Here is a 14,523-nt window from a genome sequence, read left to right on the forward strand (position 1 = left end):
TGGCAGCCCCACTACCTGTAACTGTGCACACCGGAGCCCCTACATCGTGATTGCCTATTCCATCCTTGATCTCGTCAGAGTAACGCTAGAAACCGATGCGCGTGGAGCTATTGATAATGCCCGCGACTTGGCCATACACGCTGAGGCGTGGGGCTATAAGCGCTTTTGGGTCGCCGAGCATCACAATACGGTCGGGATCGCGAGCGCCGCGACCTCGCTTGTAGTCAATCATATCGCTGCCGGGACCCATCGCATCCGCGTCGGCGCGGGCGGGATCATGCTGCCCAACCATGCCCCGTTAATCATCGCAGAGCAGTTCGGGACACTTGCTCAACTGCATCCCGGCCGCATTGATCTCGGACTCGGCCGCGCTCCCGGCACAGATCAGCAGACCGTCCGCGCGTTACGTCGACCGATTTCGGGTGTGAGTTCGTTCCCGCAGGATATCCTCGAAATACAGTCCTACTTCAGTGATGACGCCGCGAATCGTGAGATACAAGCAGTGCCAGCGGCGGGAACCAACGTACCGTTGTGGGTACTGGGATCAAGTAGCTATGGTGCCCGACTCGCCGCCGAGCTGGGTCTGCCGTTCGCTTTCGCTTCGCATTTCTCTCCAGAAATGCTGGTCCTGGCGCTAAAGCTCTATCGCACCGGTTTCAAACCTTCGGCACAACTGGCCAGGCCACACGTGATGATCGGCGTAAACATTATTGCCGCCGAAACGGCGCAAGAGGCGCACAGACTCGCAACGAGCCAGCAAATGTCGTTTGCGGACGTCTTTCGCGGCGACTACGGGCTTAGCAAACCCCCAATCGAAGATATCGACAGCTACTGGTCACCACAGGAGCGAGGCAAGGTAAACGAGGTACTGGCGAAATCGATTATCGGCAATGCTGACGATGTACGAGCCGGGATAGAGGCGTTGCAGCGGGAGACGGGGGCCGACGAACTGATGATCGTTTCCGATATCTACCATCACCAACAGCGACTGAGTTCCTTTGAGATCATCGCCTCCGTCATGCGCGAAATGAATACGGCTTCGCGCTGAACAGTCTTCGTTCAACGTTCATTTATGGCCTCGATAATTTGCAAATCCACGTGCGTGTTTCGCTTCGACGCGATACACCCCCTAATGTTCAATGACTGCTTATGGCCGTTTTTAGCCTGCCGCGACCGACTGAAAACGGCCGATTCTGTTGAAAAAGTCGGTTTTCTCGAATTGCCAGGAACCTGATCGGTGAAGGAGCGTATTTTGCGCGTTGCTACGTGAAATCTGTGTCCGAATGCCTATGCGGCAATTCAAAACTTCAATCTCATGCGCTCACTTTTCTGCCGAGAAAACCATCTCCGACTTTTTCAACAGAATCGACCAGAAGCGGTCATTCATACGCGTCTACCAAGTTGGCATTCAGAACGGAGCTACAGGCTAGCACCCACTATTCAGTGCAGTCGTCCTGTAAATCGCTCTTCAGGGAATCCGGCAGCTACAACGGCTTCGGCTTTTATCAGCGTGCCATCGAAATCTGCCGGCTTATCCAGCCCTATCCGTGTGCTGGTGCAGTAAAGCGTTTCATAACCAGGTCCCGCTAACACCGGGCAAGTGGTCTGAATACACGGGGAGTCGATCACGCTGTCAACTTTGCCGTCAGTCGCGTAACGCACGACTCTGCTACCGCCCCATTCCGCATTCCAGAGAAAGCCCTGCGCATCAATACAAGAACCGTCTGGAGCACCCTGACAGTTGACTGTAGTGAATACACGCTGGTTTTCTAGCGACGGGTAATCGCAGCAGAAAATGCATCCTTGCAGGGAGTCCGCGTAATACATGGTGGAACCGTCCGGGCTAAAACAGATGCTGTTCGGGATCGCCACTTCGGGAATGTCCAGCGTTTCTGTCTCGAGCGTCGCGGCATTGAGCCGGTGAAATCTGCCTATGGTTTGCACCGGCTCGCCGGTGTCCATAGTGCTGAATACGAAGTTTCCCATACGGTCGCAGCGGCCATCATTGATCCGGGTTCCTGCCACGCCTGGGGTGGCTGTGATTTTGCTGAAACGACCGGTGCTCAGGTTGTAGTAGCCCAGGCAGGATGCCAGTCCCATCAGCAATATGTCTTCGTCTGCCGTGAGGGCAAATGACCCTAGCGGTTCTGGCAGGGAGCAACGCTGCACTTCGCCGTTTTCGGGGTCCAGAGCACGCAACTCGCAGCCGGGGATGTCGGTCCAGAATAGGCGTTCGGTTCTTTCACACCAGACAGGGCACTCGCCAAGAAGACTGGTGGTGCCGGTTAGGGTTTTAAACATGGTTGTGTCCTACGAAACAGGATGGCGCAAACAAGGCAGTCAGTTGGAGAAAAGCGCTGACCACCTGTCACCGAACAGGGCGATGGCCAGGCCTGCGAGCATCACCATCGACCCGGCCAACTTGACGAGAGACACCGGCCTTTCCGATGCCCCCATCAATCCGAAATGATCGATAACCAGTGAAGAGATAATCTGACCTGCGATAGCGAGGCCCAGCAGGGCTGACAGGCCGACTTTTGGCGCAAGCACCACATAACTAAGCAAGGCACCGGCACCCAGCAGACCGCCCAGTAGGCTCCACCAGGGCTGGGCAGGTATAGCCTCCAGTGAGGCCACTATCCCGCCGCGCATAAATGAAAAGACGCCCAGGCATACCGCACCGGCAGTAAATGAGAACAACGCCGCCGCGACCGAATCTCCACCCACGCCTTTAGCGAGCTGGCCATTCAGCGTGGTCTGCAGGGTGATGCCAAGCCCTGCGCAGACGGCCAGCAGGTAGTAGGCTGCGTTCATCTCACGCCTCCTTACTTGGCTGACTCAAGCGGCAGGAATTTCTCGGCTAACATATCCGGCTGATAGCCTGCAGCAGCAAACAGATGCTCACGGGATTCGTCGATCGCCGCACGCAGCCTTTCGCTGTCCACGCCCAGCACCTTGCCGCCCTGCTTGACGACGCGCCCGCCAATAATGACGGTATCGACATTGCTGCGTTCGGCCGCGTGCACCACGGTGCCGAAGGCGTTGCCTGACGGGTAAAGGTTGATGTCCTGCGCGTTGATAAGGATCAGGTCGGCCTGTTTGCCGGGGGCCAGGCTGCCGACTTTGTCCTGCAATCCGGCACAGGTGGCGCCGTCGAGAGTGGCGGCTTTGAGCAGGCCATGAGCGGGCAGGGTCACCGGATGATGTTCTGCGCCGCAGCAGCGCTGCTGGTGCATGCCCATGACGCGCTGCAGGTAGAACGCCACCCGCATCTCCATGAACATGTCACCACTGTAGGAGGTTTCGTTATCGACACTTAACCCCGGGCTGATGCCGTGACGCTGAGCCGACTGCATGGCGAACATTCCATCTTCAATGCCGTAGTGGGCATCTGAACGCGGGCATACGTTGACCCGCACGCCAGCCTCGCGAAGGATTTTCCAGCCGGCGTCCGGCAGCGCGGTGCAGTGGTTGAAGATGTTGTCGGAGCGCAGCAGCCCCTCGCGATGCAACCCTTCCAACTCAGCTGCCATGTCTCCGCCAAAGAATTCGGTGATGATCGGCAGGCCCAGACGCCGGGCTTCAGCCCACAGCTCAGGTTCCAGCTGCGCCATCACCGCCAGCGAGAGCAGTGGGTTGTCGCCGTTCTTGACGTATTTTTCCTGCAGGCGCTCCAGGTTGCCCGGCCAGTGGGCTTTGTCCCATTCACCAGAAACTGGCGCACCGGAGGCGTGTACAGACCGGATACCTGCATCGAGCAGCGCCTCGACAGCGGCGTCGGAGTGCGCGCCGGTGCGGCTGTTGTGCGAGTTATCGACCACGGTCGTGATGCCCGCATCGATGCAGCCCAATGCAGTCAGCAGATTGCCGATATACATGTCAGCCGGGCTGATAGTATTTGGCGAACGAGAAGTGCGTGGCGTTGCAGTAGTCTTCCAGGGTTTCGGCATTCGGATTGATTCGACGCAGTTGCCCTTCCCAGGAGTGACGGTGCGTATCGACCATGCCCGGCATGGCAATCATGCCGGATGCCTCAATAACCATAGCGTCGCCGGCCTCGAGGTTTTCACCTATGGCCGTGATGGTGCTTCCTTCTATAAGAATATCGCCGCGCTCCAGATTGCCGATATCGCCGTCCATGCTCAGCACAGTGGCGCCGCGGATAAGTGTGCGGGCGGCCGGAGCGGCCGGGGCCTGCACGATGCTGCGTTTGTATTCAGCCATTTCGGTACACCTCTTCAAATTTCGTTTGAAGAAATGTACGCAAGGCGATACTGCGGGAAAAAGATGGTAAAACTGTTTTCATTATTCAATTTCTACGAATAATAAGGCCTTTCCCGATCACTGTTTTGAGGCTGCTAACAGTCATGGACCGTATTCAAGCGATGCAGGTTTTCGTACGTGTGGCTGAAGCAGGAAGCTTTATCCAGGCGGCGCAGACGCTCTCTCTGCCGGCCTCTACAGTTACCAGCAGCGTTAAAAATCTTGAGAAGTACTTGCAGGTGCGCCTGCTGAACAGAACAACGCGGCGGGTCAGCCTGACGCCTGAGGGCGCTCAATATCTGGCGCAATGCAGGGAAATATTGGAGCTGATCGAACATACAGAGACCAGCCTGACGGATTCCGTAAAACGGCCACAGGGACGTTTGCGTGTCGATATGCCGGGTGGCATTGCACACTTCATCGTCATGCCAAACCTGCGAGACTTTTACAGGCGCTACCCCGATATCTACCTGATGATAGGCGTCAACGATCGGCAGGTTGATCTGGTTCAAGAGGGTGTCGATTGCGTTATTCGTACAGGCGAACTCAATGACTCAACGCTCGTTGCGCGCCCCCTCGGCCGGTTTCGCTGGGTGACCTGTGCGTCTGTCGCCTATCTCGAAGAGCACGGTACTCCGCAAACTCCGCAAGATTTGTCTCACCACAGTGCCATCCATTACTTCTCGGGCCGCGCAAGGCAAGCAGGCGAAATGCGCTTCGCCCGTGGCACCGAAAAAATCTCAGTCCCTGTGAACGGCACTGCGGCAGTCAACGAGACCGGGCTTTACATCAAAATGTGCCTGGAAGGCTTCGGGCTGGTGCAGCTCGCTGAAAACGTGGTCAGCGAGCATCTGCGAGAAGGGCGACTGGTCGAAGTGCTTGCTGACTGGCAGCCCGCATCGGTTCCTGTGCACCTGCTATACCCGCATCAGCGCTTTCTATCGCCAGCTGTGAGCGCATTCGCTGACTGGATTACCGGGCTTGTTCGCGACGATGGTTCAGCAGGTTCGAGTTGAACATTGCGCCCGGCCAGCATGCCGGTGAATGCGCCGGCTACGGAGATTGCGGCTGTGATTAGCAGCGGTGCTGTCCAGCCACCGGTCCAGTCGTGCAGTTGGCCCAGCAGCAAGGGGCCTGCGGCTGCCATCAGGTAGCCGACGCACTGCGCCATTCCTGAAAGTGCCGCCGTGTCACTGGCATTTTTTGTGCGCAAGCCGATGAAGGTCAGGCCGAGCATCATGCTGGCACCAGAACCGAAGCCCAGGAACGCGGCCCACAACATGGCGTAGTCTGGCGCGTAAATGAGCCCGATCAGGGATGAGGCGGTTAACAGGCTGACGGTAGCGGCTGCCAGTTTCTGGTCTTTGAGACGGCGAAGCGTGGCCGCCAGAATTAAGCCGGGAATGGCGGTGGTCAGTTGAAGCGTGCCGTGGACCGTGCCTGCTTGCTCCGGGGATATGCCATGGTCCATCAGAATGGTCGGCAGCCAGCCGACTGCGACATAAAAAGGCATCGCGTTCAGCCCCATGAACAGTGTGACCTGCCATGCCAGCGGCGAACGCCAGACGGCCACGGTTGTCGCTTGTTTCGGACCGGACAGATTTACGTGTCCGTGTTTTTTCAACTGCGGCAACCACACCACCAGCGCCAACAACGGGGCTGCAACTAACAAACTTAGGGCAATCGGCCATCCCCATGATTGGGTCAGCGGAATTATTACGGCTGAACCGACAGCGCCCGCTGCGCCCATCGTGATGGAATAAGCGCCGGTCATGGACGCCATTTTTTCCGAAAATTCCCGTTTGATCAGGCCGGGCAGTAGCACGTTGCCCAGGGCGATCCCAGTGCCTATCAATATCGTACCTGCGTACAACGCCCACGCACTGCCTGCGGAGCGGAGCAGGATGCCCGCTGAAATGACCAACAGTGCACCGAAAAGCGTGCGCTCGATGCCGAACCTGCGGGCGACCGATGCGCTAATCGGGGAGAAGGCTGCAAAGGCAAGTAATGGCAGTGAAGTAAGCAGGCCTAGAGCTGAGGCGCTCAAGCCAAAATTATTCTGGATCAGCGGCAAAACGGGCGCGATACTGGTAAAGGAAACGCGCAGGTTCACAGCGATAAGCAGAATGCCTGCGACTAACGCGATGGCATGCCACTTGTTTTTTGTATCTGACATATTCTTTATCTGTCCTCTTAAAAGAAGACAACTGTAGAGAACTTAAGAACTGTCTAATATAGATATCAAGACATCTGATACCTAAATTATGCCAAGCTCAAAAAATGTCGTTTCTTCGCCGGAAGATTTCGATTCAGACCTTTTCGCCCAAGCAGCGATTGCCCTCAAGGTTGCGCCGGACCTCAATGATTCGGGCGCCCGCCCGCATGATCATCGCAAAGGTCAGCTGATCCTGTCTTTGCATGGCGCCGTGAGCTGTGAGGTGCAAAATGCACTCTGGCTTGTCCCTCCCCAGCACGCCGTATGGATCCCGGGCGGCACGCCGCACAGTTGCCGAGTAACGGAAAACGCCCGGACCTGCTTTCTGTTCGTGGAGCCCAACGCAGCAACCATGCCTGATGAATGCTGTACGGTTGCCATCACGCCCCTTGTGCGGGAATTGATCCTGCATCTCGCTGAACAGGAACCTTCTTATCTGTCCAAGGGCAAGACAGGCCGGCTAGTTTCAGTACTGCTTGAGCAGCTCTCCGATGCACCGCTGAAAGAGCTGCACTTGCCGACATCAGACCACCCCAAGATAAAAAAAATCGCGGATACGCTCTTCTCAGATCCAGGCGACCGAACCACGTTGCGCGAGTGGGCCATTCGGCTTGCAACCAGTGAACGAACGCTGGCCAGGCTTGTAGAAAGCACGACCGGGCTGAGCTTCGGACGCTGGCGTCAACAATTGCATTTGATGATCGCACTGAGTCATTTGGCGGAGGGGGTATCCGTGCAACGTGTGGCGGGCATCCTGGGATATGACTCTGTTAATGCATTCATCACGATGTTCAAAAAAGCCCTGGGTAAACCGCCTACTCAGTATTTTTCCTCTCTGCGCTAGTGCTCTGCTGGCTGATACAAAGCACCAAGATTGTAGAACGATCTGTCTGCTATTTGGCCCAGAGTGTGTAAAAACACTTTCCGTATGTTGGATGCCTAAGCCCAGCGCTCCTGGGCGAGGCGATTTCCCGAACATTTGCCAAGATCAGCGCCGATAGCGCGTCAGAGCGTTTATGAAGCGCTTTGGCACCTCTTGGACAGTAAAAGCTGCGGCTTTTACGCCGCCATCGCCTTCAGCAGGCCTTCTGTACCGATGATTTTTATAACCCGCTTCAAGTTATAGGCGAGCACATTCAAACTCATCTCCGCACTCACCCCGTTCAGTTTTCGAGTCAGGAAGTGCGTTGCCCCCATCCATTGCTTGAGCGTCCCGAAGGGATGCTCAACAGTCCGTTTTCGAACCTTCATCATCTCTGGTGCTTGGTTCAACCGACGCTGCATTTCCTCCAGCACAGCTTCATGTTCCCAACGCCTTACTCGACGATTTGTGCTTGGCGTGCACTGGGTTTTCAGCGTGCAACTCTGGCACTTTGAACTCCAGTAGCAGTGCATATACATGCCTTTCTCAACGCTGGAGAATCGCCAGATCAATGCCTCTCCCGCCGGGCAGGTGTATTCGTTTTTCGTCGCGTCATACACGAAGGCATCTTTGTTGAATCGGCCATCAGCTTTGGCGCTTGAAGTCATCGGCTTCGGCACGTAGGTGGTGATGTTTGCGTCGTGACAGGCCAAGATTTCTTCGCCTTTGAAGTAGCCTCGGTCAGCCACTACCGAAAGCGTTTCTGACGCCATTGCCTCGCGGGCCTGCTTGGCCATCGAGCTGAGTTGAGCGCGGTCTGAACCGACGTTGGTAACCTCATGAGCCACGATCAAGTGGTGCTGGGTATCGACCGCTGTCTGCACGTTATAGCCAACGATTCCCGTGCCACGCGTCTTCATAGAGCGGGCGTCTGGATCGGTCAGTGAAACCTGTTTATCCGGCGATTCGTTGAGCTGGATTTCAATCGCCCGAAGCTCCTTCATTTGTGTCTTCAGCTTGGCGATTTTCTCTTCCAGCCGCACGGCTTTGGGCTCAGAGCATGTGGGCTCTTGCCGATCGGCGGCATCGAGTGCCACCAGGTAACGGTTGATGCTCGATTCAATTTCCTCCATCCGCCGCTTCAGTTTGGCACTGGTGAAATTGCGGTCGCGGTTGTTGACGGCCTTGAACTTGCTGCCGTCGATAGCGACCAGATTGTCTCCGAACAGTCCCAACTGCTGACACAGCACAACGAACTGGCGGCAGACGCCTCGGATGGCCTTGCTGTTGTCTTTTCGGAAGTTGGCGATGGTCTTGAAATCAGGCATCAAACGCCCGGTCAGCCACATCAGCTCAACGTTGCGCTGCGCCTCTCGTTCAAGACGCCGGCTCGATTGAATGCGATTGAGATAGCCGTAGATATAGATCTTCAGCAGGATCGCGGGATGGTAAGCAGGCCGGCCTGTGTCAGCTGGAATAGCGCCATCAAAACCCAAGGAGACCAGGTCGAGTTCGTCGACGAAGACGTCGACTACGCGTACCGGATTGGTATCGCTGACGTAATCGTCGAGGCTTTCGGGCAGTAAGGTGCTTTGGCCCCGATGTTCACCTTGGATGAAGCGCTTCATGGGCGATCCCTGCGATAAATTCCTCAGAAATCATAGCAAGGGTTTGCAAAGGCGTTTTTACACACTCTCGGCCGAAAGCTGACGGTCAAGAGCGCCACCTGCAGGCGACTTCGCCAGGATCGATAAACTTGAAATGTCTTCAGACGGGGGAATGATTTCAAATATATCGTTGCGGCTCTGCCCCTTGGTGTCGTCAGCTCTGCAGCACAAACGCTGGAGGGAGGTGACGTTGGATACTGATCCAGGGACTGAACACTGGGACGGCCGATGGCTAATCGATTCCAGGCGGGCAGGGTGTATCAGCAACATGGAAAGCCAGGCGCTGAAAGGACGGTGCGCGAAGCTCCAGCGCTCGCCTAGGTCTTAATCTCTTCTATTAATACTTCACCTAGTAAGTAGGTGAATCCTCTGGCCTGTTTTCCCGCCGGTCATAGATCTTGGTTGTGCTGATATTGGCATGGCCCAACCAGGCCTGGACCTTGGCAATTTCCGCCTCGTGCTCCAGGGCATTGGTGGCCGCCGTCGCTGGTAGTCCATGAACCCCTACTAGGCTGTCGACCTGAATCCCGGCCTTTTGCGCGTAGGCCGCCACCACCGTATAGATGCCATTGGCCGTGATGCCGGCACCGCTTAGCTTGCCGCGGAGCGGTATGAACAGCGGTACCTTTCTGTCCGCCAAATGATGCCCTGAGCTTTCTAGGTACTGGTGAATGCGCCCAGCTGCCACCGGGTGGATCGGCAGGTAGCGCACCTTGCCGCCCTTGCCATGCACCTTCAAATGCTGAATCCCACGCCGGTCGTGGATGTCGCTCACCTGCAGCAGCGCCGCTTCTTCGCGGCGCAGCCCGTGATAGAGAAGAACAGCCAATAGCGCCCGGTCGCGCATCCCATTGAGTGTTGTTTCATCCGGCGCGTAGAGCAGCGCTTTGGCCTGGTGATCGCCCAGTGCCGGCGTCTTGATCAGCGCGACGACATTCGTCAGGCCTTGAAGCAGATGACGCTTTGAAGTTCAGCATTCGCTTCGTCAGGCTATGCAAATCCGCCATTGACGCGAACAACCTGGCTGTTAACCCAGCCCCCGTCCGTGCCTAGCAGGAAGGCGACCGCATTGGCAATGTCATTAGGTTCACCTAAGCGCTGCAGCGGCGCCATGTTTGCCAACATCGAAATCTGCTCCTCAGTCTTTCCTTTCAGGAACAGCTCCGTGCCTACCGGCCCAGGTGCCACGGCGTTGACGGTTACTTTACGACCGCGCAGTTCGTTGGCAAGAACATGCACTAAGCCCTCCACGGCACTTTTCGAGGCGATATAAGGACCGTAACCGGGAGTGGCTTTGGCAATGACGCTACTCGACAGGGCAACAATTCGGCCGCCATGTGGCAACATTTCGGCGGCCTTTGCCAAAACCAGGAACGTGCCGCGAACGTTGGTGTCCATCATGCGGTCAAATACCGCCAAGCTGTCCTCCCTGATTGGGGCTAGCTCCATTTCCCCAGCATTGCTCACCACGGCATCAATACGGCCAAACGTTTCCTGCGCAGCGGAGAACAGTGCAGTAACATCGCCAGGCTCTGCCACATTTCCCTTGACCGCAATGGCCCGTCCGCCTGTCGCCTTGATTTCGTCAACCGTGTTGTCTGCTCGATCCTGGCTTCCCGCATAGCCAATGGCGACGGCAAAACCGTCTCTTGCCAGTCGTAATGCGATAGCCTTGCCGATACCACGCGATCCGCCCGTTACAATGGCAGACTTTGTCTGCTTGGGTAGTCATGAATTTTTTCCTGCTGAACGTGGCGTAGCCGAAGGACTAGCTTGCGGCGCCGATGGCGCAGCCGGCGCAAGATCAGCCAACCCCAGATGAATCAGAAATGCGGTCTGCTTCTCATGGTAAATGGCGTCGATTGCCTCTGTGCCTTTTTGCTGACCATCGATGATGACCCTCGATGGACGCGCACCACGAGGCAATGACAATACTTGGCACGCAGCACGGCCAACGTCTTCAACAGTCAAAGAGCCACCATGAGCCTTGTCGATGGCTTTGAGTCTTTCCGCCACCGTGGCCATGCGTGAAGAAAGATCGCCATACTGCTCAACAATAGCGGCATAGGCAGGCTCCTGCGCGTGTGCAAAGTGTTCGGTCCCGGTTGTAAAGGCGCCGGGAACCAGTGTCACACTTTCGATACCGAATGGTCGCACTTCCATGCCCATAATTTCAGCCAGTGCATCGCCAGCAACTTTACTGGCAACGTATGGCCCTAAGAATGGCTCGTGCAAACGCGCCGTAGTGCTGCCCACATACATCAACAGTCCGTGACCTTGCCGACGCATCGTCGGCAAGACGGCGCGATTGACACGTAACCACGAAAGCGCATTGGTATCGATGATGCTTGCGACCTGCTCGACCGAGAAAGCTTCGGTCATTCCCGTCATCAACATGCCAGCGTTGTTGATCACCACGTCCAGGCGGCCATGTCGTGCCAAGATCAGATCGACGGCTGCACGACAAGCGGTCTCGCTCAGTACATCGAGTTCCAGCACCTCCAAAGTGATGCTTTCCTGTCGGGCCATGTGCTCCAACGCTTCACTGCGGTCGCGGTTGGTCTTCCGGACATCACGCAAACTGGCATAGACATGGTGCCCTGCGCGGGCCAGCGCCAAGGCGATTGCCTTGCCGATACCCGAACCTGCACCCGTTATCAGAACGATCTGTTGTTCATGGTCAGTCATGATGCGGCTCCAGAATCAATGGGCGGTACGGATAATGACCTTCCCGCAGACATGCCCGGTGGCGACTTTCTCCAGCGCGGCGCGGGTCTCGTCCAGGGCGAAGATCGAGTCCGTCACGATCTGCAACTGCCCTGCACTGAACTGCCGGACGGCTTCCTGGAGATGTGGAGTGGCGCTGGTGAAGAACACGACCGCTCCGGCATGGTCTTCGCGTGATTCGATGTCGAACTCCACGAGGGTCGCAATTCGTCCGCCCTTCCCGAGTACCGACCAGGAGCTTTCCAGTGTCGGGCCGCCGACTGTGTCGAGCACCAGGTCGATGTCACGCAGCGTGGTGAAATCCTGAGTGCGGTAATCGATCACCTCGTCCGCACCCAGGCTTTTCACCAGCTCGATGTTGCGCGCGGAAGCCGTGGCAATCACATACGCGCCCGCCAGATGCGCCAACTGCACCGCCATGCTGCCCACACCGCCCGCTGCCGCATGTATCAAGACGCGTTGGCCGGGTTTCAATTGCCCCACCTCAAACAACGCCTGCCGCGCAGTGCCGAACGACGTCGGCAAGGCCGCCGCCTGCTCGAAACTCATGGAAGCCGGAATCAGACAAAGCTCGGTGGCGGCAATTATCAGCCGCTGGGCAAAGGCGCCACCCGCAGTGGGAGTACTGCGGCCGAACACGCGGTCACCGGGTTTCAGGTGCCTCACTTGCTCGCCGACGCTGCTGACGATACCGCTGAAGTCGGTGCCCGGGATGTAAGGCAGATCGACCGGAAACACCGGCTGCATGTACCCGGCGATGATCTTCAGATCCAGCGGGTTGACGCTGGCGGCCTCGACGCGCACTAGGACTTCATCAGCGCCTGGCTGGCTCAGACCGGAGTTGTGCAGCGTGACGACCTCAGGGCCGCCGAATACAGAAACGGATGCTATTTTCATGATGGCTTTCTCTTCATTGTTCAGGATTGAGGGAATTGACCGAGCTGCAGGAATAGACCAAACCAGTCCTCCATGTGCCACGTGGTCACCACCCGTCCATTCTCCAGTGCATGGAACTCATGCAAACGGAAGCTCACCTGTTTGCCGGTGGCGGCGATGCCAAATAATTCGCCGAGGTGGGTGCCGGTTATTTCAGCCCGTACGGCGACCTGACCAGGGGCCTGAACCATGTTGTGGATGACGATGCGCACATCCGGAAACGCTTGTGCAAGGCTGCGGATGATCGGTTTGATCCCCTCGGGGCCCGGGCCTTGCCCGGGTGCGAGGGGGATGTCGTCCCAGTCGGCAGCCAGCACGCTGTCGACGAGGTCTGGATTGTTCTCACTGAACGCGCGGTAAAGCGTTTCAACGGCTAGACGTTCGGTTTTAAGGCGGTCTGCAAGTTCTTTGGTCGTCATGGTATTGCTCTCGTCGTGGGGTATGGCGAGATTGTGAGCGCAGGGCTAACATCTGTATAACAAATGACTCGTATATAGGTTTATTTGATTTATGGATTTCCACGGTATCGATTTGAACCTGCTGGCCGCATTCAACGCCCTGATGGACGAGCGCAACGTCACGCGCGCCGCAACCCAGGTCGGCGTAAGCCAACCGGCCATGAGTGCAGCCCTTTCGCGCTTGCGTAAGCTGCTGGGCGATCCGCTGTTTTTGCGCAGCCCTAACGGCATCCTGCCGACGCCGCGTGCGCGTGAGTTGGCCCAACCCATTGCTCAAGCGCTAAGCCAGATCAAAGCCGCGTTGGTCACAACGCCTGGTTTTGCCCCGGCGGACGCGGTGTTCTCGATGAACCTTGGCTTGTCGGACTATCCCGCCTTCGTAGTGCTCCCCACGCTGCTGCAGACGTTGAGCGAACACGCGCCAAACCTGTCGATCAACGTTCACGCATTCAATGACCGCGACCATGCCGTGGACATGCTGGATGCGGGAGTGATTGATGCGGCAATTGGCGTGTTGCCGAGCCATCAAGACGGTCGCATTTTCACGCGACCGATACTGCGTGACGTTTTCGTCACGCTCATCGCCCATGGCCATCCGGCAGCCCGACGCGGGATGGACATGGACACTTACCTCTCGCTGCCCCATGTACTGGCCTCGCCCGAAGGCGAACGACACGGGTTAGTGGATCAGGCATTGGCTCAGTTGGGCAAGCAACGCACCCTGGCACTGACGCTGCCGCAGATGTTCGCGGTGCCGGCGATCATCGCCTCTTCCCGCATGACCGCCACGGTCCTGAAACGCATCGCCCTCAGCTCGCCGACGGGAGGGAAACTGGTCCTGTTTCCGCCGCCGGTCGCGCTGCCGGAGATCACTTTTCATCTCATCTGGCATCGTCGTGGCAATGGGAATCCCGCTCAGGAGTGGTTCAGAGGGATGATTGAATCGGTTGCGGATGGGCTTTAATAGAAAGCTTTCGGCCAAAAGCGGTGCTTCAGTCCAACCAGGAGGCGAAGTCCGTTCAAGGTTAGCTTCGTTGCTACAGCGTCATTAGTTCTCGTTCGTTCAAAGCGTCATACTTTCGAATATCGCCTAGCATCAATCCTCCCCAACGGTTTACGAACTGTACGGTGTCTACGGCATTGAGATGAGCGGTGAGCGCGGCTTGATCAGCCCAGCGCTCCGAGAGAATGAGTTTTCCGGATTGTGTGTCTTCTATGGCGGCATCGTAGGAAATGTTCCCTTCTCGTTGTCGTGTGTCGACAGCAAGGGTTTGAAACTCGGTTCGAAACCGCTCGACATGAGCAGGCGAGACGTAGAGGTAGCCAGTCACTATAAGCATTTTTGCCATCCTTTCGGTGTAGGCCCCCGACTACCGATCGGCTCGGACATCGGAG

At 56.9% G+C, this 14,523-nt stretch carries 15 protein-coding genes and 1 pseudogene; 4 read left to right on the forward strand and 12 right to left on the reverse strand.

Features of this window, described 5'->3' with window-relative positions:
• Positions 1–46 precede the first annotated feature (46 nt).
• Positions 47–1,048: an LLM class flavin-dependent oxidoreductase gene (locus AABC73_RS28735; RefSeq protein ID WP_341521879.1), complete on the forward strand. Its 1,002-nt coding sequence runs from the start codon at positions 47–49 to the stop codon at positions 1,046–1,048.
• A 392-nt stretch (positions 1,049–1,440) separates the two neighbouring features.
• On the opposite strand, the gene AABC73_RS28740 is transcribed toward AABC73_RS28735, so the two are convergent.
• From AABC73_RS28740 to AABC73_RS28755, 4 genes are read right to left on the reverse strand one after another with little or no spacing between them, the layout of a single operon-like run.
• Positions 1,441–2,301 carry an SMP-30/gluconolactonase/LRE family protein gene (locus AABC73_RS28740; protein WP_341521880.1) on the reverse strand — a complete coding sequence of 287 codons (861 nt, stop codon included), beginning with the start codon at positions 2,299–2,301 and terminating at the stop codon, positions 1,441–1,443.
• Positions 2,302–2,340: 39 nt separating this feature from the next.
• A complete protein-coding gene (locus tag AABC73_RS28745) occupies positions 2,341–2,814 on the reverse strand; it encodes a DMT family transporter (RefSeq protein WP_341521881.1) in 474 nt (157 codons plus the stop codon).
• Between the two features lie 11 nt (positions 2,815–2,825).
• A complete protein-coding gene (locus tag AABC73_RS28750) occupies positions 2,826–3,878 on the reverse strand; it encodes an amidohydrolase family protein (protein WP_341521882.1) in 1,053 nt (350 codons plus the stop codon).
• Position 3,879: 1 nt separating this feature from the next.
• Complete coding sequence (locus AABC73_RS28755; protein ID WP_341521883.1) at positions 3,880–4,224, reverse strand: hypothetical protein; 345 nt, start codon at positions 4,222–4,224, stop codon at positions 3,880–3,882.
• Positions 4,225–4,367: 143 nt separating this feature from the next.
• On the opposite strand from AABC73_RS28755, the gene AABC73_RS28760 reads away from it, so the two are divergent.
• The gene (locus AABC73_RS28760) at positions 4,368–5,279 is read left to right on the forward strand and encodes a LysR family transcriptional regulator (RefSeq protein WP_341521884.1); all 912 of its coding nucleotides are present in this window, start codon (positions 4,368–4,370) and stop codon (positions 5,277–5,279) included.
• Here the strand turns inward: AABC73_RS28760 and AABC73_RS28765 are convergent.
• The gene (locus tag AABC73_RS28765) at positions 5,192–6,439 is read right to left on the reverse strand and encodes an MFS transporter (protein WP_341521885.1); all 1,248 of its coding nucleotides are present in this window, start codon (positions 6,437–6,439) and stop codon (positions 5,192–5,194) included. The genes AABC73_RS28760 and AABC73_RS28765 overlap by 88 nt on opposite strands.
• An 88-nt stretch (positions 6,440–6,527) precedes the next feature.
• Between AABC73_RS28765 and AABC73_RS28770 the strand changes: the two genes are divergently transcribed.
• Positions 6,528–7,322 (forward strand): helix-turn-helix transcriptional regulator, encoded by a 795-nt coding sequence (locus tag AABC73_RS28770; protein ID WP_341521886.1) that lies wholly within the window; start codon positions 6,528–6,530, stop codon positions 7,320–7,322.
• Positions 7,323–7,537: 215 nt separating this feature from the next.
• Here the strand turns inward: AABC73_RS28770 and AABC73_RS28775 are convergent, their stop codons facing one another.
• The 6 genes and pseudogenes from AABC73_RS28775 to AABC73_RS28800 form a co-directional block, all read right to left on the reverse strand.
• The gene (locus tag AABC73_RS28775; protein WP_282483471.1) at positions 7,538–8,968 is read right to left on the reverse strand and encodes an IS1182 family transposase; all 1,431 of its coding nucleotides are present in this window, start codon (positions 8,966–8,968) and stop codon (positions 7,538–7,540) included.
• Positions 8,969–9,356: 388 nt separating this feature from the next.
• Positions 9,357–9,926 (reverse strand): annotated as a pseudogene (locus AABC73_RS28780) (tyrosine-type recombinase/integrase); the annotation flags it as partial.
• A gap of 71 nt (positions 9,927–9,997) precedes the next feature.
• On the reverse strand, positions 9,998–10,711 hold the full coding sequence (locus AABC73_RS28785; RefSeq protein ID WP_341524356.1) for an SDR family oxidoreductase: 714 nt from the start codon (positions 10,709–10,711) through the stop codon (positions 9,998–10,000).
• A 24-nt stretch (positions 10,712–10,735) separates the two neighbouring features.
• Positions 10,736–11,695, reverse strand: a complete 960-nt coding sequence (locus tag AABC73_RS28790; RefSeq protein ID WP_341521887.1) for an SDR family oxidoreductase — start codon at positions 11,693–11,695, stop codon at positions 10,736–10,738.
• Between the two features lie 15 nt (positions 11,696–11,710).
• Positions 11,711–12,631, reverse strand: a complete 921-nt coding sequence (locus tag AABC73_RS28795; protein ID WP_341521888.1) for an NADP-dependent oxidoreductase — start codon at positions 12,629–12,631, stop codon at positions 11,711–11,713.
• Between the two features lie 20 nt (positions 12,632–12,651).
• The gene (locus AABC73_RS28800) at positions 12,652–13,089 is read right to left on the reverse strand and encodes an ester cyclase (protein ID WP_341521889.1); all 438 of its coding nucleotides are present in this window, start codon (positions 13,087–13,089) and stop codon (positions 12,652–12,654) included.
• Between the two features lie 91 nt (positions 13,090–13,180).
• Between AABC73_RS28800 and AABC73_RS28805 the strand changes: the two genes are divergently transcribed.
• A complete protein-coding gene (locus AABC73_RS28805) occupies positions 13,181–14,092 on the forward strand; it encodes a LysR family transcriptional regulator (RefSeq protein ID WP_341521890.1) in 912 nt (303 codons plus the stop codon).
• A 73-nt stretch (positions 14,093–14,165) separates the two neighbouring features.
• Here AABC73_RS28805 and AABC73_RS28810 read toward each other — a convergent pair whose 3' ends face one another.
• Entirely contained in the window at positions 14,166–14,468 is a 303-nt protein-coding gene (locus tag AABC73_RS28810) for a putative quinol monooxygenase (protein WP_341521891.1), read from the reverse strand.
• Between the last annotated feature and the right edge of the window lie 55 nt (positions 14,469–14,523).

The organism is Pseudomonas sp. G.S.17, assembly GCF_038096165.1.
GTDB lineage: Bacteria > Pseudomonadota > Gammaproteobacteria > Pseudomonadales > Pseudomonadaceae > Aquipseudomonas.

What these genes read in the sequence shown, in the direction of transcription:
- AABC73_RS28740 (WP_341521880.1), bottom strand. Translation starts at nt 2,301, where the DNA reads ATGTTTAAAACCCTAACCGGCACCACCAGTCTTCTTGGCGAGTGCCCT.
- AABC73_RS28745 (WP_341521881.1), bottom strand. Translation starts at nt 2,814, where the DNA reads ATGAACGCAGCCTACTACCTGCTGGCCGTCTGCGCAGGGCTTGGCATC.
- AABC73_RS28750 (WP_341521882.1), bottom strand. Translation starts at nt 3,878, where the DNA reads ATGTATATCGGCAATCTGCTGACTGCATTGGGCTGCATCGATGCGGGC.
- AABC73_RS28755 (WP_341521883.1), bottom strand. Translation starts at nt 4,224, where the DNA reads ATGGCTGAATACAAACGCAGCATCGTGCAGGCCCCGGCCGCTCCGGCC.
- AABC73_RS28760 (WP_341521884.1), top strand. Translation starts at nt 4,368, where the DNA reads ATGGACCGTATTCAAGCGATGCAGGTTTTCGTACGTGTGGCTGAAGCA.
- AABC73_RS28765 (WP_341521885.1), bottom strand. Translation starts at nt 6,439, where the DNA reads ATGTCAGATACAAAAAACAAGTGGCATGCCATCGCGTTAGTCGCAGGC.
- AABC73_RS28770 (WP_341521886.1), top strand. Translation starts at nt 6,528, where the DNA reads ATGCCAAGCTCAAAAAATGTCGTTTCTTCGCCGGAAGATTTCGATTCA.
- AABC73_RS28775 (WP_282483471.1), bottom strand. Translation starts at nt 8,968, where the DNA reads ATGAAGCGCTTCATCCAAGGTGAACATCGGGGCCAAAGCACCTTACTG.
- AABC73_RS28790 (WP_341521887.1), bottom strand. Translation starts at nt 11,695, where the DNA reads ATGACTGACCATGAACAACAGATCGTTCTGATAACGGGTGCAGGTTCG.
- AABC73_RS28795 (WP_341521888.1), bottom strand. Translation starts at nt 12,631, where the DNA reads ATGAAAATAGCATCCGTTTCTGTATTCGGCGGCCCTGAGGTCGTCACG.
- AABC73_RS28800 (WP_341521889.1), bottom strand. Translation starts at nt 13,089, where the DNA reads ATGACGACCAAAGAACTTGCAGACCGCCTTAAAACCGAACGTCTAGCC.
- AABC73_RS28805 (WP_341521890.1), top strand. Translation starts at nt 13,181, where the DNA reads ATGGATTTCCACGGTATCGATTTGAACCTGCTGGCCGCATTCAACGCC.
- AABC73_RS28810 (WP_341521891.1), bottom strand. Translation starts at nt 14,468, where the DNA reads ATGCTTATAGTGACTGGCTACCTCTACGTCTCGCCTGCTCATGTCGAG.